This window comes from Lentilactobacillus parakefiri (assembly GCF_002157585.1).
GTDB lineage: Bacteria > Bacillota > Bacilli > Lactobacillales > Lactobacillaceae > Lentilactobacillus > Lentilactobacillus parakefiri.
In genome coordinates, this window is the sequence record NZ_BDGB01000008.1 from 1 (window position 1) to 20,755 (window position 20,755).

Sequence of the window (20,755 nt, forward strand, 5' to 3'; positions counted from 1 at the left end):
TTCTGTATTTTTTTGTCTTATAATATTCATGACGTAAGTCTCCTTTGTATCTTGGTTTTGGTCGACTAAAGTATACAACGCAGGAGAGCTTGCGTTTATTTTTTTGCCAAAAAAGCCAATAACCACACGCCTTTGGCGTGATTATTAGCTTTCAAGTTTCAGTTCTTCATTATCAAAGAAATCAACGTCTGTATAAAACAAGCTAGAATTACTATCAGAGATTACTTGATATCCTCTCAGTCCGAATTCCGCGACGAGTCTAAAAAATAAAGGCCTATTTTTTGATACACCTTCCTTAAAAAAGATAGAGGAATGTTCACCTCATTTGCATCTTTAAAATCTAGAATTCGAATTCCTGCTTCTGCGAAAAACTGGATAATATTCGGACTACTTACTTGATCAATATTCAATGCGCATCTTATAACATCACTCAACATTCAGACCCCTTTTTAAGAAATTCTCATAATAAATTTGTGAGATATTGTATTGACTTAGTGTCAGCAAATCATCTTACCTCTTATGACCCCATCCACCATTCATAAACCCAGCTATAGAGAATCCAGCCATAAAGTCCCCCAGTGGTCACTAGTATCTCTTGGATACTCCGGTGGATCATCCAGCAGCAAAGGTGGACGGTCCTTTGCATAGATGAATGCTTGTTGCATGATTCTATAATCTTTTCGAATTGATTCCCCAAAATCAGACTTATGAGCTTTAATATATTCCCTGACCTTATCATCAAAGGTGACCGGATCATCAAAGAAGCCATGTGGACGTACCCAATAGTACGGTCTGTAATCATCCATGGAAATAGGTTCAAGCCTCCCGTAATACATTCCTGTTTTACCTACCAACGTCATGTTATACGTATCAATAAATAACAGTTTAGTTGTATCCTTGGTATCAAACGTTGGCACAAGAGTATTTACAAAGGTCATCGGCAACAAGTATGTATATCCGTATTGTTCAATGTATAGCGGGTTGAGAACTGGCGTATATTGATTTGAGTCGGTTATTTCTTGAGAACTCATGATGGCCTCTCCCTTCAATGAATAATCTAAGGTAGAAACTATTCGCTTAGTCCAGACTAATTCTTAAACGAATCATCCCCACTATTCTCCCCATAATAAACGCCATCAAGCCATCCATTATCATACTTAGCAGAAGCATCATCCATTTCAGGACTGATACCGAAAGGCTTGTGTGGATCATTTCGATGCCTAATATGGTGCACAATTCCAAGCACCACAACCAGGCCAATCAAGATCCAAACTAATTCACCAAACGTTATTCCGCCATCGTCATCCTTGTTGGTTGCTTTTGTGTTCAAGAAGGCACTCACAAAATTCACGGTGTGCATCACGTTAGCTTGGCTGTCATCTTTAAAATTCAGCTGGCGGGTCATGATAAAGTCGCGAACGTCACTAATATGAACTTGTGAGTCTCCAGATAATAATGGCATGACCGAATACTTAAAGTTAGGTGCAACTAAGATAATCGTCACATAATCACCAACTTCATTAAAAGCTTGCTTTTCGGTTGGATCATCTGAGTCTTGGTTAAGATCCGTATACTCACTGGTAAGGTCATTCACAAAATCCAACGTGGCTTGTTGTAAATTCAGCAAACTAAACCCAGACTCGCTGATAGTTTCCAGATCCAAAGGACTATTAACCTTATCAAAATCACTCGGTGTCTTGTCCGTTGAAATAAACCAAATCTGCTGCTTGGTAGGCTTATGGGACAACTTTTCATTTTCTGCCGCTATTTGCTCCTTCTGAGAGTCCGTCAAAATATGCAGCTGATCATCCATCACCGGGGAAACACGCGCAGCAGCACAAGAATGGCTGGCAAAAGTACCCATTCCAATTAGAATGATGATTGATAAAGGGGCAGTTATTAGCAAACGAGGTATTTTAAATTTAGCAATCATTCCTGTTAGCTCCTCTAACTGGACGCTATTTCACGGCTGAAAATTTTAGTATCAGTAATTATATGTATTACTCAAACGGCATTGAAAATGTGACACCGAAAACAATCTCTCAACAATAACCCAACACTGAAAAAAGCTTCTTACTTAGTGTTGTCAGAGTATATCATTATAATAACTCAAAGTGAACTAAATAACTATATGGATATTAGACTTTTCTACATACGAAAAACACATAACAACATAGCTATTTCCTCTCAATCAAATATTAAATGACTTGAATAGTACCAAAAACCGTACCAGATATTTGATGGAGGACAACACACCAAACTAGAGGTAGCCTTTGTATGATGAATCTCCACCTTATTTTATGTAACCTCGGTAACTCTTGACCTGCTTGTGTAAAGCGTTGACCAACAGCTCCTTAGCCACTACCTCATACATCAGGATTCCAAAAACTCGTTTGTTATATAGATCCGTGTTATAAGGTTCAACCTCCTCTAAAATTGCCTGATCCTTGTTAGCTGCCACTAGCTCCTTAACAGTCTTCGGATCACTATCAAAGATTTCCACAGCCACTAATGGGTCTTGGGTGACACTGGTGCCGTCGAGATTCTTCGATTGATAAATCTGAATCTGCTGAAACAACTGACTGGGGAAATCGTAGTATCGATTACTATCGAACAACAGCCATTTGCCAGCTTCTTGCTTGGCTTTCGGCTGATCTTTCAAATAATCCTCAATTAACTTAATTTGTTCTCCTCCTTTATCAGTTGTTGGCTTTGGTCGCGTTATAGTGGATGTGGGTTTTAAGTTGAATTGATACTGTTTTTTGGGTTTCTTAAATAGTCCAAACATTTTGGTTACCCCCTAATATTTGTCGTCTTCATCTTGGCCTGATGGATGGCTAAAGCCCCCGGCTGCGTACTTTCAGAGCAACACCCCGCCAATAATATCAGCTACAGGGTTGCCGGTGTCTGCTTTATCTTTGTAAGCCTCTGGGTAAGACTTGGGGTCTAAAAAGTAATCCGTCGAAATACCTGACCGATCTTTTAGCCGCCGTTCAGCAGTATTCCGTTCCTCTTGGGTTCCTTTAGTTAAGGCAACGGGGTGTAGAAGTCGGCCTTCAATTAGATGGGTCCGCTCAGCTCTTTCAGCGTGTCTTAAGGGGGTTACTGCATGTTCAAAGTTATCAATTAAACTTAAAGTCGTAGTATCCAGTTCATTATCATCGCGTAAAAACGTCATGCCAGTGAAGCCACCCCAAGTTAGGCCATGACTGAAAGGCAATTCTTCAATTTGTTTAGCGGTCAGTTTGTATCGCATTGTGTACGCTTCCTTTCTAAATTTGCTTTAAGTGTACCATGAGGGCGCTTTTATATATACGAATATCTTATCTCCAACTGGGAATTCAATTAATGTAGTCTACACAAACACTCCTAGACATGCTTGTAAATTAACCCCATCTTTTGCGCACATTTCACATACCCTTTTCGCTTTAAGTTACCGTCAATGTCTCTAAGCCATTGCACGTTTTGATTATCCGTAAAGAAAACGCCAGGGATTTTATGCTCGTTACCCATACTGTGATTATTATCAAATAAGAAAGAAGATTTACCGGGTGGAAAGACCTCCCAATACCGTATACCGTGAAATTTATTTTCCCTTTTGCGCTGTTGTTTCTCAACATGGGCCATTTTTTTGCTCAATTTATCGTGAAAAATCCCCACTTTCCATTCATCATCAGTAGATGCGGATGAAAGGCTCATTCGAAAAACTTTCTTCACACTTTTGGTTGAAAAGTCATTCGGAACCACAAAGGCTATGACATTGTAAATGGGGAATTCATTACCATTTGAAACAATTCCCTCACCTGTAAGTCCCTTTTCCTTATACCAAGTAGCTACATGAACAGCCGCCTGCCGCCTCTTATCATAAATTTGAGTCCAAAACGTCAATGCAACAAACAATACTGATGCAATTGAACAAATATCAATTACCGATAATTTCATTCGTTTCATTGCGTTAATTATCAACGCTACGACTCTTCCAACTTCTCCGTTTAAATTAGTGTAATCCCCAAAATAGCCACTTAGAAAACCCACCATTACTATTATTAAGAAGAATTGCCAACCATGATTCGATAGCAAATCAAGCGCTCTTCGATAATAATGATAAAGTTTGATTTTAAGTGGCTCAGATATTTTCATACTAAGCTTTCTCATAAGTTTCCCCCATTAGAAATTATTCATATGTAACACGCTCATTCAAAAGAAAGAATTATATCATTCATATTTTTTTTGACTTGCATTCACTCCGATTGTCAGCAGAAAAGGCATATCCATGTAAGACTTGGCCGCATTTAGAGAATTATAGAGTCACCAACTATTTTCACACATCGCACCCCCCTATAATAAGATATCAAAATATGGTTATTTATTTAACTTCTTCTCCAATCGCTCCATTTCCCTCGTCAATTCCACATTCTCCATTTCAATCCTCTCTAGCTTTCGATATATCTTAGCCGAATGATCCTCATTTTCCTTATTCGTAAAAAATGTGGTCATCGCACTCGTGAGCGACCCAATAACGCCAATTCCAACCATCATCAGCAGCACCGCGGCGATTTTTCCAACAAGGGTGTGTGGGGAAATGTCCCCATAACCAACGGTGGTTGCGGTTGTAATCGCCCACCACAGCGATTCACTCCACGAAACGTTTTCAGCCAACGAATATAATGTCGCCGAAATGATTAACACTGCCAAACTGACCCAAAGCAGGTAAATCAAACCATTCGTCTTTAAAAATTTAGAGGTGTACTTTTGGACTTTTCCAACGAAACCAATTAGCCGTACGAATCTAAATGCTCTGACCAATCTCATTATGCGGAATACACGTGCAAATCGGAAAAAGCTAAATACCGAATAAAACGGCAGAATCGCTAATAGATCAAAAATGTTATGCTTGAAAAACTCCCACTTGTTTTTACTTACAAGTAAACGAGCGAAATAGTCAACTGTAAAAATCAGGAGAATCCCATTATCAACAAAAAACCAGGGCATAGCGTCCAAATTAATGGTCTTTGTGAAATCCAAGACTACCAATAATATCGAAAATAAGGCAAGAATGACAATCAGCCAGTCATAAATAGCTGCAATAATTTTTTGATGCATGATTACACCTCCATCAAATTATAATCGACGGCACTTTTTTACAGGTTAGTCCACTCGTTAATTAGACTAATCAATGGCGGAATCGAAGTCAACAAGCTAATCACAAAACACCTCCACCCCCTTGACATCCCCATGAAACCGCTTAACATATTCCATGGTACAACAATCTTGTTTGAGGGAGGCAATCATGGAAACTCAGGGTAATTTTATGAAGTATTTACGCCGTTCACTCTTGTTGGGAACATCTTTAATTCTATTTGGAGTTGCAGCCACCAACTCAGTGAGCATTCAGGCCGACACACCGGCAACCACTTCTACGGCCACATCTGCGCCGAATATTTCCGACGCAACGTATGAACACTCCTCCGCAACGCAACTTGCCAAACTAGTTCGTAGTGGCCAGGTAACGCCACAGCAACTGATTGCACACGCTGTTGCGAAAATCAAAGCTGACAATCCTCAGCTGAATGCCGTGATTTCGTTAAGAGAAGATCAGGCCATGAAAGAAGCCGCCAACTTGAAGGATACCGGGCAGCCATTTTATGGTGTTCCGTTGTTAATCAAAGGCTTGGGTCAACCAATTCTGGGGTCGTCAAACACCCGCGGCTTAGTTCCCTTAGCTGATCAAAAAGCAACCACAACGAGCTCCTTTGTTCAACGGTTGCAGTCAATGGGCTTCATCGTGATCGGCCAAACCAATTTTCCAGAGCTTGGCTTAATTAACATTACCAACTCAGCATTAAATGGCGTTGCTCATAACCCTTGGAATCTCGCCGATAATACCGGTGGTTCGTCAGGTGGTGCCGTGGCCAGCGTGGCGGACGACATCGTTCCGGTCGCAACCGGTAATGATGCGGGCGGCTCGCTGAGAATTCCGGCATCATGGACCGGGGTCATTGGTTTGAAACCCACTCAAGGTGTCATTGAAGGCGACGACACCACCCCATCTTCGGTGAACTTTGCCGACGCCAAAAATATTCAGGATATGCAGACCCTGTTTAATGGCATGCTGGCAACCTCTGATCACTCCGGTGATGCGATGTTAAAAGCCGTTCCGAAAAATATCAAGAAAATTCCAATTGCTTATTCAACTAAGTCACCAGTTGGCACACCTGTTAGTAAAGACGCCGTTAATGCAGTCAAACAAGCCGTTTCGTTCCTGAAATCAAAAGGCTTTAAAGTTGTTAAAGCTAATTCGCCTGTGGATGGTGTTAAATTGATGCACATCTACTATTTGGAATCAACCGGAACTGGGACTAGCGCCAACACGCTGATCAAGAATGCTACTGGTAGAAATATGACCTTCGATGATGTTTCACCAATGACTTGGGCGCTTTACCAGGCTGACCAAAAGCAGCCGGCTAATGCGGATACGACTGTTCAAAATGAACTTGATTTGGTTAACCGACAGATGACGGCGTTTCATAAGAAATACCCACTCTATCTGACTCCAACAACAGCGGTTACCGCACCGAAGAATACCGATCCGGCATATCTCCCGCAAAACGTGGACAAACTCAGAGAAATCGGCAGCCTTGATCATGACCAGCAGATTCAAACCATTTATGATGCTTGGCTGCACGGCTTGACCAAAACGCCGTTTACCCAGCTGGCAAATCTCTCTGGCGAACCCGCAATCAGCTTACCAACCTATGTCAGCAAGCAAAAGATGCCGCTTGGGATTCAGTTTGAGGCGGCTAAGGGGAATGATAAATTGCTGCTGAAGGTTGGGGCTTACTTCCAAGATCATCGTCAGTTTAAGATGTTGGACAACTATAAGTAACAACTGAATGAACATTATAGTTCAAAAGTGTCGTATCCATAGCACAAATTTAGTTGATCAATAGGCTAGATATAAATAGCACCCAACTAGTTGGTGGAAGCCAGCTGGTTGGGTGCTATTTTGGAAACTCCTACAAATGTAGGAATATACTTATCTTTATATCTTTTAGTAAATAGATATAGAATCATCCCTACATTCGTGGGGAATACTTAGTCATTACTTTTGATCTCCTTCATTTGTCAGGATCACCCCTACTTGTGTGGGGAATACACTAAACAAACGCTGTTATTAAACCAATTAAAATACCAAGCTACCTATTTTTGGCTAATCAATTCACTTTCATTAATAAAAACATTCAGCAGCGCAGGATTATTAATCAATAACTGAAGTAGCCGTCTTGCAGCCGGATTTGGGTGGGTTCTTCCTATCTCCCAGCTTTGAACTGTTCTAATAGATACACCAATGTAGGCCGCCAATGATTGTTGTGTAATGCCCACTTGATTCCTGAATTACTTAATATCATCATGACTCATATCTGATACCTGAATTGATTTTTTTGATAGTGACATCTGAACTATCACCGTCAATATAACGTTTCAACTCTTCCAGGCTTTGGTCAACTAATCTTTCGTCTTCATTCTTCATAGTTCACACTCCTCGTAATTTAGGCCATATGGGTTCACACCCACATACGTTGGGGGGGATACAATAAACAAACACCGTTACTAACCCAGTTTAAGATTTAAAACTATCCACCCTTAATGAGAGCTTACCATATCAGACCCATTTCGCTGCCGATACAGCCTCAATATTTTCTCAGTCTTCTCGACAGCATGAGGCAAAACATTCTCTGGTGACATAATCCGATTTAAATCGTCTCGAGAAAGGTACTTGGCAATCTCCTTATCAGAGTAGTACAAATCCCAAAGCAAAACGTCCTGGTCATCAGCTTCAACCCGCAACCGGACCAACAGCTCATGGGCATTCTGCCGACCAATATACTTTCCAAGCGCCATCATGATTGCGCCAGAATACATCGTCCCATCATCCAAGTCGAAGTTTTTGGCCATTCGTTGCGTATCAAAATAACCTTTGGATAAAACGGTAACGGCGTAGTTAAGATGACCTGACAAATACATGGTAATCTCCGGCAGCACCACATAAATATCCCGCCAAACCGTTGTATCCTTCTCGCCAGTCACCTGCATCGTATCATACATCAGTGGCATTTCATTTCGAATAACAGTCGCCAAGTTAACAATTGCCTCACACATATATGGTTCTTCAACAGTTGGGATAACCGTTGATCCCTGGCGGCCTTTGGCATAGGTTTCGTGAAATTCACCAACTTGAGTTTGATTCATAACCAACAAGTTTCGACCCAGTTTACCCAACAACTGCGCAGTCATCGTTAAGACATTGCAATATTCCGTGAACCGTTCCCGTTGAGTATGCCAATACATTTCCGGCACAGCCAGGTTGAGATGGTTGCAAAAATCAGCTTCGACCTGTTCATAGTGATCTCCCAGCATCGTGGACAGGCCTTCTACTCCGGCAAGTGAGCCGGCAAAGGTAAATTTACCAACCGCTTTCAGTCGTCGCATGAGATAATCCAGTTCGTTCAGGTGAATGCCCAACTTAAACCCCAAAGTCGTTGGTGCTGCATAGGTTCGGTGGGCCATCGCGACGGTAAGGGTCTTTTTGTATTTGTCCGTCAACTGATATAAGACCGAACCAAATTTTTCTAAATAGTCCAGAATAATCTCATCAGCCTGCTTTAGCTGCATCACATAGCAGGTATCCTCAATATCTTCACTCGTCGCCCCATAGTGCACATATTGGCCGCTATCACCGTCAAACAGTTGCTGTGCATAGCTGACAAAGCCTGCTAAGAAATGACCGGAACGAGCAGCCGCCAACCTCAATTGAGTGAGATCAAAGTTTTCGGGAACCAAGCGGGCTTGAATTTGCTGATAGGCACTTTCGGGGATATTGCCAGCCTTTGCCATTGCATATGCCAGAGCTGTTTCAACCTGACAGACAACTTTTAATCGATTTTCATCAGTCCAAACTGCCCGCATTCTGGCAGTTGAATAGCCATTTTGATTAAAAATTGATCCAAGAACTTCACCACTCATTTTGGAATCTCCTCCTTATACTGATCATCTATCAACATATCCGCTAAATCGGCTGGCGAGACATTACCAATATTACTCTGAACGTCCCCAGTTCTGAACGCTTCAATCAAATTATCACGTTTAAATGGCGTCCCAATCAGCTGGGTCTCAATATGATGCAAATCCCCACCAGCATTATTAAAATCACCATAAATTTTTGCCTGGGTAATGATTCCATTTTCAACGGAATAGTTAACTCCAACTGTTCCAATCCCGTCAAAGTGTCTCGTGTGATAATTCCCAAACTCTTGCGTGGTGCCCATCACCCAATCTGGCGTGCCAAACTTTTCCTGAGCAATCTGCTTAACGTTGTCCCAATCATCCTCACTCATAATATACGTCGGAATGTCCTTGAGGTTTTCAGTGTGAAAGACTTTTTGGAGAATCATCGTCTGCAGATCATCGGACGTTAACTTCGCAAACTTCCCTTTCAGATAAGGCCTCAGATTGGTGACCCGGCTTTTAACCGATTTGATTCCTTTTGATTTTAATTTAGATTTAGGCGGATTAAGTGCCTGACTTGCCGATTGCAAATCAACATCCAGCATTAATGTTCCGCCACATGTAAACCGATTGCCGATTTTTAACGTCGACATCCCCGAAAACTTCTGCCCATTAACAGTCAAATCGTTTCGCCCAGTCATTTCAGCATCGACACCAATTTGATGCAGCACTTCAATTGCCGGATCCGCAAAATGTCGAAAGTTCATATAGTTCGTTCCATCATCATTAACGTTGAAGCTGTAAGTTAAATTACCCGGATCCACATATACTGCTCCACCGCCGGCACCACGACGAGTCAAGGCAATGCCGTGTTGGTGAATGTAATCTAAATTGACTTCAAAATGAACATTCTGATTGGCCCCCACAATTACCTGTGGCGCAACCGGATGGTAAAAGTATAAAACGTCATCTTTGAACTTCTTATTCGTTAGGAAATAAACCGATAAGCATTGTGCAATTTCTGGCTTTTCCTTGATGTACTTGTAACCAGTTGAAATATCAACGTATAAAATTATCATCACGACCTTTGGATTTTGTTAACGCTTTCAGGATTAAGTATACCATTTTAGGTGAATAAGTTAACGGGGTGTTACTGAAAACGGAGACCCATATGCTTCCACCACTGAAAAACAGCTTTTTGCAACGTATTCAGAGTTAAAGTTGGATAGAAAAATAGCACCCTCCACCAGAGTGCTAATTAACTATCTATTCAATTGTTGAAAGTGATGCCTTAACTTGCTCAACGGAAACACCGCGACGTTTAGCAATGTCTTTTAAAATTTCTTCTTTCGACTTGTTGACCTTAATAATCGAAATTGGAGCTTCATCGACCTCACCAACCGGTATGGGCAAGAAATGTTTGAACTTTTGTTTCTTCGCCATTAGAGCATCTCCTCAAGACCATGCAATTGTATATTCAGTCAGGAATTCATTTAACCGAGAAAACTCTGTCAGTCTAGATATTAGGTGATCGAGATTGTTCGTAGGATACTTACTGATCGTATCTGGCTGAACACGATATTGATTTGAATCAGTGTTAAATTCAATCATTCTCGATCACCCTCTAACTATTTTTCTGTAGTCGTAATTTTTTGGGTTACACTGCGGTCTACCTAATAGGCTGACTATCTACCGGCCATTAAAAATGGATTGCACACCTAGGCAATATCCAGCTTATGATTCCGCCAACTTATCAACGATGGTCTCCAATTGCTTGCCAATTTTATTAAGTGTTTCATTTGTAAATCCAAGTTGAATATAGATATCATCGACCTGCTCTTCAAAATCTGCTAACAAATCTTCAGTCAACTCTTTCGTTACGTCAATCTCAGGCAAATATTGATAAATTATTTTCAACTCACATTTCGTCAATAGTTCGTTAATCTTTATTTGAACCATCCTACTTTCCATGCAACTTATTACTGCTTGATACCCCTGTCACTAAATAACCCATTTAGGGATCATTACCGTCTGAGGTTACTTCATCATCTCCGCACCCTTATTAACATAAGCCAGCGAAGCAATCGGCCCATTCACAGCCAAATGCCCATTCTTATAAACCAGCTTGGTCACGGCCGCATTCGGAATCGCAGCGCCGGTATAATCAGGTGCCATCGTTGAAAGATATTCATTAATTGACATCCCCGAGCTAACCACTAACGCATTGCCGCCGCCCTGCTTTTGGGTGTTCTTGGCAATTGTATTCAACTCAGTCGTCATCCGTTTCTGAACCATTGCAGCGCTCTCTGCGCGGTCCCCACTTACCAGCTTCGTATCCTGTGAGTTGGCTTGATCTAAAGTGTAGTATGCATCCTGCAGCTCATTCCAATAATTCTTGCCGGTACTCTTCTGGAACTCGGCGCCTGAGGAATAGCCGTAAACGCCAGCAATCTTGTCATTATCAGCCGCAATACTGTCGCCTTCAAAACTACCATAGCCGCCCTCACGCAGGAACTTTGAAATATTCACTTTTACTTTGGTATTCCCAGAGTACTTTAAGGCTTCCTTGGCGGTGACTTCCTGACGAGTTAGATTCCCGGCATAGGCTGCCTTGAACTTAACACCTTTCAGTCCATACCCGAGCTGATCAGCCACCTTCACCCCATTGGCAGTCAGTGGGAAATCACTCCAGCCCTGAACACGGCCCATGACGTTACCAGTCGTTTCACCGTGACGGGTTAAATAAATGGTAACCGTTTTTGTCGTTTTGACAGTTTTAGTCGCTGTCTTCGCTTGAGCATCGATGGTTTGCGTTGGCATGGTAACCGCAATGGTCCCCGCCATCCCGAGTGTGCCGATGATGGTCATTAACTTCACTGAAATTTTCATAATAGATTTTCCTCTCATTATCCCTGAATTTTGCGATTTAATTGTGGAACTGGAATCGGGCTGTTGTCTTGCATGTAAGTCGTCAAAAGATCGATGTCCTGGCCGGCGTTATCGACAATTTTTCCCTTGGCAAACGCCTGGTAGCCGTCGCCGCCGGTGGACAGATAGTCATTGGTTAAAACCCGGTACGTACCGTTCACATTAATATCTTGGCCATCAACTTGGACATCAGAAACCTCAGCGATTTGGTCGCCGTTCGTGGCCGATTTAAAGTGGTGGGTCAGACCTGATAGCTGTAAGAAATATAATTGCGACTTCGTGTATTGTTCATTTAATAAGTCAATGATATCCTGACCAGTCATTTCAACGATTGGCTGGCTGTTGCCGTATGGCTGCATGTCATACAGCGTTCCAAGGGTGACTTTCCCGGCGCCATCCACGTTCATCGCGCTGCGAATGGAATCATTACTGGTCACGGCAATATCCGTCTTATGGCCTTCCTTATTGGCAACGTTGCGTTGGGCATCAACGACGACGTATGCGGCCGCCGATTCCTTGGTCGCTGAGAGGTCATTGCTGATGGTTTTACCGCCTTCAACCGAGCCCACCGGCGTATTGATGATTGGTGCTACCCGGCTATTGGCACTGTTAATAATGTCCGTGATGGTATAGAAGGTCTGGTCGTTTTTAAACGTCGACCCCGGATCATCTGCCAGAGAATAGACCGGCTTCACGAGGGCTTTCAAACCCTGTTTATCGAAATCCTTAGTCTTGGCGTTCAAAGTCCCTGTGACCTCGGAGTATCCTTTACCCTGGAATCCCGCCTGAAGCACGGGAATCCCATTGACAACCCCATCGGCATATTGGTGACTGTGAGCCGCAAAGAAAACATCAACGCTGTTGTGCGGATCAATCTTCGTCAGCTTTTTGATATCATTGACCGCATCCCCAGTCGTCTTGCAGTTTTGAGTGACGGCACCTGTATGCCCCAGGACAACGATGGCTTTGACGCCCTTTGCCCGCAAGACCCGGCCGTATTTGGCAATGGTGGTTGCTTCATCCAGTAACTTGTAATTCTTGGCGATCCCCGGCAAATTGGTGTTCAGGATGCCAATGTAGCCAACCCGAACTGATTGTTTCGTCTTTTTATCAACAACCTTCTGAATGGTGTATGGCCGATAACCAGTCGGAATCTTGTTGGTCGCCTTATCAATCACGTTTGCGATCAACATCTTCATCTTAGTGTTGGCAAACGGGTAATCATTAATTGCTTGCACTTGAAGTTGATTCTTCAAGTTAGCCGTACTTGGCGTTTTGCCTTGCGTTTCTGCCAAATACTGGTCGATACCATGATCAAACTCATGATTGCCCAGAACCCCAACCTGAATTTTCATCGCCTTCAAAGCGGCCAAGGTCGGTCCATCATCCAAGAGCGCCGAGTTGGCCGGACTTGCCCCAACCATATCACCACTTTGAAGCCGAACCGTCACCCCACCAGGATTCTTTTGGGCAAACTGTTGCTGCGACTGGTCGAGATAACCCCCGAGTCGCGCAAGGCCACCGGCATTATTCACGGTCGTTTGGTCCATGACAAATTTACCGGTTGTCTGCAGGCCGCCGTGAATATCGTTAATTGCCAGGAGTTGAACGGGTATCTTGGAACTGGTGGTTTTGCTGGCTTGGACGTCCGAGTGTCCAGTCCCAATGCCCACGCCAAGTATGGCGGTGAGTACTGCAATGCTGGCCCACTTGATCATTTGTTTCGTTGATTTCTTCATCACTATCCCCCAATTAAGATGTATTTTTGAAAACGCTTTCGTAGTTATTTTAGCATTTAGTAAAAGGTTGTACAACGGAAAATGATTACTTAAAAAACACCCACGCGTATTAATAATCAATGCGCATGGGCGTTTGCTCAAATTTTGAACAAATTGGCTTAAAGATTATTAATCATTCCTTCAAAACCTAATCCGTCCATTATAATTTTAGCTGTTTTCATGAAGTCGACATCAGATGCTGTTTCCAAAAAGTATTCTGGCGTTCCTTTATCATAAGCCTAAACGGTACATTCCAAATCACACCGGTGATGAAATCACTTGACATCAAACTTCCTCTCGGCCAACCAGACAATCGTCAGTATCCTCGCAAACGAATCTTAGGTCGGTTTGACCATATTGCTCAGCCTGATAAATATTTGGCTCCTTTGGCATATAAATGAAGCTCCCATCAGCGTCTTGCACGAACATGAATTTGATCCCTTCCCTTCATAAACACCAAGTAGTCACTAACACAAGAAGAGTGCCCCAATTGAAAGGGTATTATGCTAAATCGAACTTTGACGAGTAAGTTTGTTCTTTTCAGCATTTACACCCTCACGATAGCTGGAGTCCTTCATCATTTGATCCCCTTCAGCAATGCGTAAAGTGTCGTGCATACCACTTTCTACCGATTTCATTTTACCAAATGCCAGAATTAATAAGTAGCCATAGCAATCCTTCTGAATTAAATCGAGATAATAATTTGCTTTCGTGTTTATACACCCATGTGTATTGATTTTAAATACACATGGGTGTATCATAAGCAACATAGAGAGGAGGCAAAAGAGTGTCCCAGGTGAAAGCATCCGAGGTGCTAAAGCTGTTAAAAGAAAATGGCTTCAGAGAATTAACGAATCGCCAGTCTGGTGATCATCATCGTTTTGTTGACGGTCATGGTCACAAGGTGACGGTGCCGTTTGCCAGTAAAAAGGCAGTGATTGCACCTGGAACTTACAACTATATCCTTAAACAAGCTGGGCTTAAATAAGCCCCGCTTGTGGTACACTCTTAACGCGATGAAAAATCCAGATTACGTTGTTTATCCAGCAATATTTGATCACATTGATAATGATGGTTACTACACAGTCACTTTCCCAGACATTCCAGACACCGTCTCGCAAGGCCACTCTTTAGCAGATGCAATGAAAGAGGCTCCCGACGCTATTGCGGTTGCCCTACCAGATTATGCCATCTATCCAACGCCATCTGACGTCAAAAAAGTTCAGGCTGAACACTCAAAAGCCATCGTGAGCTTGGTGGGCGTTAATATGAAAGAAAAACTAAAACAGATGAAGAAGCGCACAGTTCACAAGAACGTCACGATCCCAGTTGCGCTGGCTGACGCTGCCAAAGAACAGGGAATCAACTTTAGTGAAGTCCTGACCGAAGCTCTAGAAGAAAAAATCCATGCATAGAACCATTGTGAGTGCTGACCAAAGCGGTTGGCACTTTTTTAATGAAGCCATAATTTCCAACCTTACCATCAAATAAAATCCTAACCTCATCCACAACAAAAAACGGCGACCTAGGGGGGAACCAAGCCGTCGTCCAAAATTAAAATTGTGGGAATCATTTTCTACTGGGGGTAGAAAATAAAAATGAAAATTAATATGGTGAGGAGAATGTAGGTCAACCTCACACTAATAAGCATAGCACAAGTATCCGAGTTCAGACATCCCAATTTGATAACCAAGGCCTCCCAAAAACTAGTGGGTGGTCTTTTTATGCTCATTGAATTATGTAACTAATCGTTTTGGTAGACTTTAATAAGAATCTAATCATCATTCCTAGCACAATCCAGAAATGCTGAAGGGCCAGTATTTATACAGATATTATACTTATCTAACTTTAATAAATAAAAGATGTAAGCGATTTCTTCACAAATATTTCTAATGTATCCTATCTCTGAAATATTATGAAAGGGGGTATAACAATATTGTCAGTCGCTTACCTTTTAAATTGAGGTGAATTCAAAATGAAAGCATTTATTCAGCGTAAGAATTTCCTGTTCTGGGCATCGATCATCTTTACCGGCTTCTTCTCCATTTGGGCGGTGATTAGTCCGAAGGGGATGACCGCCACCCTGTGGAACCTGCTGGGGCAATACAACCTGCACTTCAGTTGGTTTACGATGCCGATGCCCGTCATCCTGTTACTGATTAGTTTATATTTGGCATTCGGAAAATACGGCAAGATCAAGCTTGGCAAACCTGATGACCAACCGGAAATGAGCACCTTTGCCTGGATCGGCACCCTGTTCACCGCCGGAATCGGGATTGGAATTGTTAACTTTGGGGTGGCAGAACCCCTAGTCCACTATCTCCAGTCACCAGTTGGGATTTCCGCGGGCATCTCGCCTGCCCAAGCCGCCGAAAACGGCATAAAATACAGTATGTTCATCTGGGGCTTACCTGCTTGGGCCATCTATACCATGGCGGGATTAGTCATTGGCTACTTTGCCTACTATAAGGGCAAAAAGTTCCTGCCGGGAGAACCGATTGCGGCCGGCTTTTCCGATAAACCCTGGGCCGCCAACGTCGCCGTCTTCGCCAACATCGTCGCTGCCGGTGCTGCTGCCTTGACCATCGCCGCGCATATTGCCATTGGGATTTTTCAAATTCAAAACGCGGTTAAGTCGGTCAGCGGAATTGACATTGCTTCGACTACCGGCTCGATTGTCCTGCTAATCATCATGTTCTTTATTTATACGTTTGCTGCCATTTTACCGATTCAAAAGGGAATGGGCACCCTGGGAAAATTGAACACCATCGTTGCCGTTATCCTGATGATTTATGTCTTTATGATTACTAATTCGACGATGATTATGCGGTTGGTGACTGAAAATATCCGCCATGCGTTTCTTGACGTCTTTCCGGTTGCCTTCACCACCTTCCCATTTTCCGATCAGACCTGGTTTGGTTCTTGGCCGAACACCGTCATGATCTGGTGGTTCTCCTGGACCCCATTTTTAGGAATCTTCATCGCCCGGATCTCCAAGGGCCGTACGATTCGCCAAATTGTTTTAATGTCGATTCTGGTGCCGACATTCTTCCTAATCTTCTGGTTTAGCGTCTTTGCCGGCAACGGCTTCTGGAACACCTTCTTCGGCGACGGGAGAATCATCCACTTCATCGCCAATAATCCGGAAAACGTCTACCTGTCGTTCATTATGGTGCTCAAGGAACTGCCGGGATTTGCGGTCACGGGGCCGATCTTCCTGTTGCTGGTCGTCATCTTCTTGGCAACCACGACGACTTCCGGGATGATTTCACTGAGTATCATCACCAGCAATGGTCCGGAAAATGCGCCCAAGAACCGGGTTATCATTTGGTCGATTTTAGCAACCATGATTGCCTTCTCTAACATCATTACCGGAACGTTGGACGGCGTAAAAGCAGTTGGCGTGATCATTGGGATTCCGTTTATGTTATTTGTCTTCCTGTCGATTTCCGGCATGTTCCGACAGATGCGCCTCGATTACAGCAAGAACCTCCTCACGCAAGCAAATGAAAATCAAAAAGCCGTCGATAAGCTCGCTGATGGAAAGAAGGAATAGTCATGGCAAACCTCATCATTTTAGCCGCAAATTTGGTTCCGAAAGAAAGCTTCCCGTTAGACAAGACGCTGGCATCGCACTCCATTATTGGCAATTTAATCACGTCGATTATCATCATTGCGTTTATTGCCTTAATCGCCTGGATTGTCTACGAAGCCTTTGATGAAAAGAAGGAGTGAGCCATAATGAACAATCCCAAATACACGACAGATTTGATGCCAAAACTACCGAAGTTACCCGTCCCGGACCTCGACATCACACTTAGCAGTTTAAAAGAATGGTCGACCCCGTTGTTAAGTGCAAAAGAATTTGCGGACCTGGACGCCACCATTGACCAGTTTGCGAAATCAGACGGCCCAATTCTGCAGCAACGACTCGAAAAAATGGCTGACCGGACCGATGGCAGCTGGCTGGCCCCGATTTGGGAAACCGGTTATTTAGCCAATCGAGAACCGCTTCAGAGTTCGTCTAACTTTGCTTTCACCGTGAGTTCCGATGACATCCCGTCAAATGCTTCACAAGCGCATTTAACAGCGGAAATCATTGCTCACTTCACCGAAGCGTACCTGAGCTTTGCCACCGGCCAACAGCCGATTGAACAGTTCAGAGACGGCAGCCCAATGGACATGAGCTACTACCTCAACTTCTTTAAATCCATGCGGTTCGCCCATGCACAAGAAGACACGTTCCACCAAGGGGTTGCTGATACTGACGACCAACAGGTTACCGTCATTCATGGTGGTCACGTTTTCTTTATTCAGGTGACCGACGATCACGGTCAACCCATTGCTGTTAATGACATTGAAGCCCAAATAGCTAGCATTCTCAACCACCAAGATGCCGCCGACGACTTCCCGGGAATTATCACCAGCCTGCCACGGGAAAAGGCCGCCCAACTGCTAACTGAACTTTGGGACAATCCTCACAACCAGGCCATCTGGGATTCAGTGGCCGATTCGTTATTTTCAATCAGTCTGGTGAAAGCACCCAGCAGCGGTAATCATTTGAAAGAAGTCCTGCTGGAAATTGACGATCGTTTTGTGGACAAAACCTTGCAGGTAGTAATTTTTGATGACTTGCACGTTGGTTTTGCCATCGAACATAGCCGAGTCGACGGTGTGCCGGCTTTGAACTTGATTCAGCACGCCATGACCGGGTTAACGGCCGGCTCAGGTTGCATTCCGGCGGCCAAATTGGATCCCGAATCATTTGAAGTAGACACGGGAATGGCCGCCAAATTGGCTGACGCGTATGAAACAGCCGAGGAATTATACGCCCAGATGAGCATTACCAGTCACTCATTTAACCACTTTGGCAAAACGCAAATCAAAGCAGCCAAGGTCAGTCCGGATGCGTTCTTCCACATCGCTCTGGCATTAGCCATGTTCCGCCTAACCGGCCAGTGGCGCAGCATTTACGAACCAGTTTCCATGCGGGCCTTCTATCAGGGCCGGACAGAAAACGCCCGCAGTGTCAACGCGGAGAAAAAGCAGTTCATTCTTGCCTTCCAAAACGGGGAGGATCCGGCGCACCTCAAACCCCTCTTTGAAGCAGCCGCGAAAGCTCACACAGATAGAATCCGACTCGCTCAAAAAGGCTACGGTGTTGAACGGCATCTGCTGGGATTGGAAACCGTCTTTAACCAGGCTCCTGAAGGCTTGGAGGTTGCGGATAAGTTATTTCACTCAACGCAACTGGCCAAACTGCGAACCGACTTTCTATCTACCACCTCGATCCCGCTTTCCCGTCATCCAAGGACTCACCTTCGCGCCGACCGCCGTTGATGGGTATGGCGTTTACTATGGCATCCTTGATAATGAGATTCGTTTAGCTGTTTCTGCGTGGACCAATGGGCAATTTACACCGGAGCAATGGTTGGCGGAAATTCAGACGAGTTTGCGTGATCTGATGGGACTGGTGGAGAGCTGGTAATTGCTATTTGATGATGTAATCGAAAAAATCTACGACGCCGTTGGAAAGCCTGGATTAGCTGGCTTTTCAGCGGTTTTTGCTTTATTAGCTCTCAAGTTTCAGATGTTTTCGTTTTATCTGTAAAGTTGTTTATCAATTATGCGGAGCTGTAAACTCAAGCACAGACCTTCAAGCATATATATGGGTTTGATTGAAGATGGTCTTCTAATTACGGTATTGAATGATCATATTTAGTAAAGTACACTGGCATTAACACCCCCCTCACAGCACTCTCATTGTTAATTCTATGAAATCTGAAAGCGAGAGGAGGCAAAGACATGAAAAATTTGTTAGGTCGTATAGGTGCTATGTTTGCATGGGTTTATAATTTGGGAATCAGACTAAACGACCTAGTTGAAAAGCGTTTTGGCAAATCGTTTGGTTTGATTTTTGACTTTATGAAGATTTCTGAAGTCTTTCTAATCTTGCTTCTTGTGGGTATTTTGGGTATTGTTTACCTCCTACTTAAGCTAATCGGGGGTTCTATTTAATTTTTCGTATGTTACCGTTGTGCTTTTAACAATTGGTTCTTTAATTTCTCTTCACGCACTGAAAGGAGCATCAACATGCACATTGCATATCCGGCTTTGTTCTACTATGACCCCAATGAGTCAACTAAATACTTTGTCTACTTTCCAGACTTTAACTCATCTGGCACTCAGGGAATCGATGTTGCCGACGCCATGAGGATGGCAGCGGAATGGTTAGGACTTGAGGCATCTGCTTGCTTACATGATGGTAAAGAACTGCCGAAGCCATCAAATTTAAATAAAGTCTCACTAGTTAATGATGATGCTTTCAAGGATGATCCCGATTTTGCACTCGACTATGATCTGGAACAGTCATTTGCATCTATGGTTGCTGTAGATCTGAAAGAATACTTAAATTATGATGAACCGGTCAAAAAGACCGTAACCATCCCCAAGTGGGCTGATGATTTGGCGACGAATAAAAAAGTCGATTTTTCGAAATTACTCACTGAGGCTATTGCAAAAATTGATTGATTTAATTTGTTCCAGCTACTCACAAAAGGGTGGCTTTTTCGTTATGCTCCAAATATTTTAATACTATTCAGAGAAGATCCCCTTACATTTCGAAAATAAGCTTAACGACTTTTCCACTCACAGAATCAAAATCTGCCTGGCTAACCTAAGCTGGAACAACCGTTAACTCAATTTTTAAATTCAACCCATTTGCGTATCGCTGTAAGGTGTGTAATGACGGCATTGAGTCTAGTCGTTCCAGCTTAGCAAGTTGTGGTTGGGACATATTAATCTGAGCCGCAAAGTCTTTCTGGGTAATTCCTCTTTGAATTCGAGTAGCTGTGAGCTGTGATAGTGTTTCTATCGTGACCATATCCTGCGGAGAAATCGCCGACATATCTTTTTTAAAATCATTCCACGTTGTCATTATATCAACCTCTTCTTTCAATCCAATCTTCGTACAGTCGAATAGCCCGCAATACTTCATGCTTATTGGTTTTATTCTGCCGTTTCGTATAGTGTGAAAGTAAGAC

General features: G+C 43.3%; 23 protein-coding genes. 8 read left to right on the forward strand and 15 right to left on the reverse strand.

The window, feature by feature from the left end; translation table 11 throughout:
- Nucleotides 1-548 precede the first annotated feature (548 nt).
- From LPKJCM_RS00615 to LPKJCM_RS00640, 6 genes are all read right to left on the reverse strand, one after another.
- Nucleotides 549-1,031, reverse strand: coding sequence for a hypothetical protein (locus LPKJCM_RS00615; protein WP_057961559.1), 483 nt, complete (start codon nt 1,029-1,031; stop codon nt 549-551).
- Between the two features lie 56 nt (nt 1,032-1,087).
- Nucleotides 1,088-1,933, reverse strand: a complete 846-nt coding sequence (locus LPKJCM_RS00620) for a hypothetical protein (RefSeq protein WP_057961558.1) — start codon at nt 1,931-1,933, stop codon at nt 1,088-1,090.
- Nucleotides 1,934-2,293: 360 nt separating this feature from the next.
- Nucleotides 2,294-2,788 (reverse strand): hypothetical protein, encoded by a 495-nt coding sequence (locus tag LPKJCM_RS00625; protein ID WP_057961557.1) that lies wholly within the window; start codon nt 2,786-2,788, stop codon nt 2,294-2,296.
- Between the two features lie 72 nt (nt 2,789-2,860).
- Nucleotides 2,861-3,256: a hypothetical protein gene (locus tag LPKJCM_RS00630; RefSeq protein WP_057961556.1), complete on the reverse strand. Its 396-nt coding sequence runs from the start codon at nt 3,254-3,256 to the stop codon at nt 2,861-2,863.
- 113 nt (nt 3,257-3,369) lie between these two features.
- Nucleotides 3,370-4,155, reverse strand: coding sequence for a hypothetical protein (locus tag LPKJCM_RS00635; protein ID WP_057961555.1), 786 nt, complete (start codon nt 4,153-4,155; stop codon nt 3,370-3,372).
- A 207-nt stretch (nt 4,156-4,362) separates the two neighbouring features.
- Complete coding sequence (locus LPKJCM_RS00640) at nt 4,363-5,103, reverse strand: ion transporter (RefSeq protein ID WP_057961554.1); 741 nt, start codon at nt 5,101-5,103, stop codon at nt 4,363-4,365.
- Between the two features lie 187 nt (nt 5,104-5,290).
- Between LPKJCM_RS00640 and LPKJCM_RS00645 the strand changes: the two genes are divergently transcribed.
- Entirely contained in the window at nt 5,291-6,886 is a 1,596-nt protein-coding gene (locus LPKJCM_RS00645) for an amidase family protein (protein ID WP_057961553.1), read from the forward strand.
- A 314-nt stretch (nt 6,887-7,200) separates the two neighbouring features.
- Here LPKJCM_RS00645 and LPKJCM_RS13840 read toward each other — a convergent pair whose 3' ends face one another.
- From LPKJCM_RS13840 to LPKJCM_RS00675, 8 genes are all read right to left on the reverse strand, one after another.
- A complete protein-coding gene (locus LPKJCM_RS13840; protein WP_087069495.1) occupies nt 7,201-7,383 on the reverse strand; it encodes a helix-turn-helix domain-containing protein in 183 nt (60 codons plus the stop codon).
- A 25-nt stretch (nt 7,384-7,408) separates the two neighbouring features.
- Nucleotides 7,409-7,531, reverse strand: coding sequence for a hypothetical protein (locus tag LPKJCM_RS13700; RefSeq protein ID WP_263851661.1), 123 nt, complete (start codon nt 7,529-7,531; stop codon nt 7,409-7,411).
- Nucleotides 7,532-7,644: 113 nt separating this feature from the next.
- Entirely contained in the window at nt 7,645-9,024 is a 1,380-nt protein-coding gene (locus LPKJCM_RS00655) for a lyase family protein (RefSeq protein WP_057961552.1), read from the reverse strand.
- A complete protein-coding gene (gene lplA / locus LPKJCM_RS00660; RefSeq protein WP_057961551.1) occupies nt 9,021-10,085 on the reverse strand; it encodes a lipoate--protein ligase in 1,065 nt (354 codons plus the stop codon). Before lplA ends, LPKJCM_RS00655 begins: the two co-directional genes overlap by 4 nt.
- 187 nt (nt 10,086-10,272) lie before the next feature.
- Entirely contained in the window at nt 10,273-10,449 is a 177-nt protein-coding gene (locus LPKJCM_RS13080; protein WP_165758543.1) for a hypothetical protein, read from the reverse strand.
- 291 nt (nt 10,450-10,740) lie between these two features.
- Nucleotides 10,741-10,965 carry a hypothetical protein gene (locus tag LPKJCM_RS00665; RefSeq protein ID WP_057961550.1) on the reverse strand — a complete coding sequence of 75 codons (225 nt, stop codon included), beginning with the start codon at nt 10,963-10,965 and terminating at the stop codon, nt 10,741-10,743.
- 78 nt (nt 10,966-11,043) lie between these two features.
- Nucleotides 11,044-11,895 carry a histidine phosphatase family protein gene (locus tag LPKJCM_RS00670; protein ID WP_225364070.1) on the reverse strand — a complete coding sequence of 284 codons (852 nt, stop codon included), beginning with the start codon at nt 11,893-11,895 and terminating at the stop codon, nt 11,044-11,046.
- Between the two features lie 17 nt (nt 11,896-11,912).
- A complete protein-coding gene (locus LPKJCM_RS00675) occupies nt 11,913-13,673 on the reverse strand; it encodes a bifunctional metallophosphatase/5'-nucleotidase (protein WP_057961549.1) in 1,761 nt (586 codons plus the stop codon).
- 826 nt (nt 13,674-14,499) lie between these two features.
- Here LPKJCM_RS00675 and LPKJCM_RS00685 point away from each other — a divergent pair.
- The 7 genes from LPKJCM_RS00685 (at nt 14,500) to LPKJCM_RS00710 (ending at nt 20,243) form a co-directional block, all read left to right on the forward strand.
- Nucleotides 14,500-14,700, forward strand: coding sequence for a type II toxin-antitoxin system HicA family toxin (locus LPKJCM_RS00685; protein WP_057961547.1), 201 nt, complete (start codon nt 14,500-14,502; stop codon nt 14,698-14,700).
- A gap of 28 nt (nt 14,701-14,728) precedes the next feature.
- A complete protein-coding gene (locus LPKJCM_RS00690; protein WP_057961546.1) occupies nt 14,729-15,127 on the forward strand; it encodes a type II toxin-antitoxin system CcdA family antitoxin in 399 nt (132 codons plus the stop codon).
- A gap of 560 nt (nt 15,128-15,687) precedes the next feature.
- Nucleotides 15,688-17,268, forward strand: a complete 1,581-nt coding sequence (locus LPKJCM_RS00695) for a BCCT family transporter (RefSeq protein WP_057961545.1) — start codon at nt 15,688-15,690, stop codon at nt 17,266-17,268.
- Between the two features lie 2 nt (nt 17,269-17,270).
- Nucleotides 17,271-17,447 (forward strand): hypothetical protein, encoded by a 177-nt coding sequence (locus LPKJCM_RS13085; RefSeq protein ID WP_165758544.1) that lies wholly within the window; start codon nt 17,271-17,273, stop codon nt 17,445-17,447.
- Nucleotides 17,448-17,453: 6 nt separating this feature from the next.
- Nucleotides 17,454-19,052, forward strand: a complete 1,599-nt coding sequence (locus LPKJCM_RS00700; protein WP_057961544.1) for a choline/carnitine O-acyltransferase — start codon at nt 17,454-17,456, stop codon at nt 19,050-19,052.
- A 465-nt stretch (nt 19,053-19,517) separates the two neighbouring features.
- On the forward strand, nt 19,518-19,730 hold the full coding sequence (locus LPKJCM_RS00705) for a hypothetical protein (RefSeq protein ID WP_057961543.1): 213 nt from the start codon (nt 19,518-19,520) through the stop codon (nt 19,728-19,730).
- A 75-nt stretch (nt 19,731-19,805) separates the two neighbouring features.
- The gene (locus LPKJCM_RS00710) at nt 19,806-20,243 is read left to right on the forward strand and encodes a type II toxin-antitoxin system HicB family antitoxin (protein ID WP_057961542.1); all 438 of its coding nucleotides are present in this window, start codon (nt 19,806-19,808) and stop codon (nt 20,241-20,243) included.
- 145 nt (nt 20,244-20,388) lie between these two features.
- Here the strand turns inward: LPKJCM_RS00710 and LPKJCM_RS00715 are convergent, their stop codons facing one another.
- Entirely contained in the window at nt 20,389-20,649 is a 261-nt protein-coding gene (locus LPKJCM_RS00715; RefSeq protein ID WP_057961541.1) for a helix-turn-helix domain-containing protein, read from the reverse strand.
- Nucleotides 20,650-20,755: the final 106 nt, after the last annotated feature.

Excerpts from the sequence above, each read along its gene's own strand:
- LPKJCM_RS00615 (WP_057961559.1), bottom strand. The coding sequence starts at position 1,031 with ATGAGTTCTCAAGAAATAACCGACTCAAATCAATATACGCCAGTTCTC.
- LPKJCM_RS00620 (WP_057961558.1), bottom strand. The coding sequence starts at position 1,933 with ATGATTGCTAAATTTAAAATACCTCGTTTGCTAATAACTGCCCCTTTA.
- LPKJCM_RS00625 (WP_057961557.1), bottom strand. The coding sequence starts at position 2,788 with ATGTTTGGACTATTTAAGAAACCCAAAAAACAGTATCAATTCAACTTA.
- LPKJCM_RS00630 (WP_057961556.1), bottom strand. The coding sequence starts at position 3,256 with ATGCGATACAAACTGACCGCTAAACAAATTGAAGAATTGCCTTTCAGT.
- LPKJCM_RS00635 (WP_057961555.1), bottom strand. The coding sequence starts at position 4,155 with ATGAGAAAGCTTAGTATGAAAATATCTGAGCCACTTAAAATCAAACTT.
- LPKJCM_RS00640 (WP_057961554.1), bottom strand. The coding sequence starts at position 5,103 with ATGCATCAAAAAATTATTGCAGCTATTTATGACTGGCTGATTGTCATT.
- LPKJCM_RS00645 (WP_057961553.1), top strand. The coding sequence starts at position 5,291 with ATGGAAACTCAGGGTAATTTTATGAAGTATTTACGCCGTTCACTCTTG.
- LPKJCM_RS13700 (WP_263851661.1), bottom strand. The coding sequence starts at position 7,531 with ATGAAGAATGAAGACGAAAGATTAGTTGACCAAAGCCTGGAAGAGTTG.
- LPKJCM_RS00655 (WP_057961552.1), bottom strand. The coding sequence starts at position 9,024 with ATGAGTGGTGAAGTTCTTGGATCAATTTTTAATCAAAATGGCTATTCA.
- lplA (WP_057961551.1), bottom strand. The coding sequence starts at position 10,085 with ATGATAATTTTATACGTTGATATTTCAACTGGTTACAAGTACATCAAG.
- LPKJCM_RS13080 (WP_165758543.1), bottom strand. The coding sequence starts at position 10,449 with ATGGCGAAGAAACAAAAGTTCAAACATTTCTTGCCCATACCGGTTGGT.
- LPKJCM_RS00665 (WP_057961550.1), bottom strand. The coding sequence starts at position 10,965 with ATGGTTCAAATAAAGATTAACGAACTATTGACGAAATGTGAGTTGAAA.
- LPKJCM_RS00670 (WP_225364070.1), bottom strand. The coding sequence starts at position 11,895 with ATGAAAATTTCAGTGAAGTTAATGACCATCATCGGCACACTCGGGATG.
- LPKJCM_RS00675 (WP_057961549.1), bottom strand. The coding sequence starts at position 13,673 with ATGAAGAAATCAACGAAACAAATGATCAAGTGGGCCAGCATTGCAGTA.
- LPKJCM_RS00690 (WP_057961546.1), top strand. The coding sequence starts at position 14,729 with ATGAAAAATCCAGATTACGTTGTTTATCCAGCAATATTTGATCACATT.
- LPKJCM_RS00695 (WP_057961545.1), top strand. The coding sequence starts at position 15,688 with ATGAAAGCATTTATTCAGCGTAAGAATTTCCTGTTCTGGGCATCGATC.
- LPKJCM_RS13085 (WP_165758544.1), top strand. The coding sequence starts at position 17,271 with ATGGCAAACCTCATCATTTTAGCCGCAAATTTGGTTCCGAAAGAAAGC.
- LPKJCM_RS00700 (WP_057961544.1), top strand. The coding sequence starts at position 17,454 with ATGAACAATCCCAAATACACGACAGATTTGATGCCAAAACTACCGAAG.
- LPKJCM_RS00705 (WP_057961543.1), top strand. The coding sequence starts at position 19,518 with ATGAAAAATTTGTTAGGTCGTATAGGTGCTATGTTTGCATGGGTTTAT.
- LPKJCM_RS00710 (WP_057961542.1), top strand. The coding sequence starts at position 19,806 with ATGCACATTGCATATCCGGCTTTGTTCTACTATGACCCCAATGAGTCA.
- LPKJCM_RS00715 (WP_057961541.1), bottom strand. The coding sequence starts at position 20,649 with ATGACAACGTGGAATGATTTTAAAAAAGATATGTCGGCGATTTCTCCG.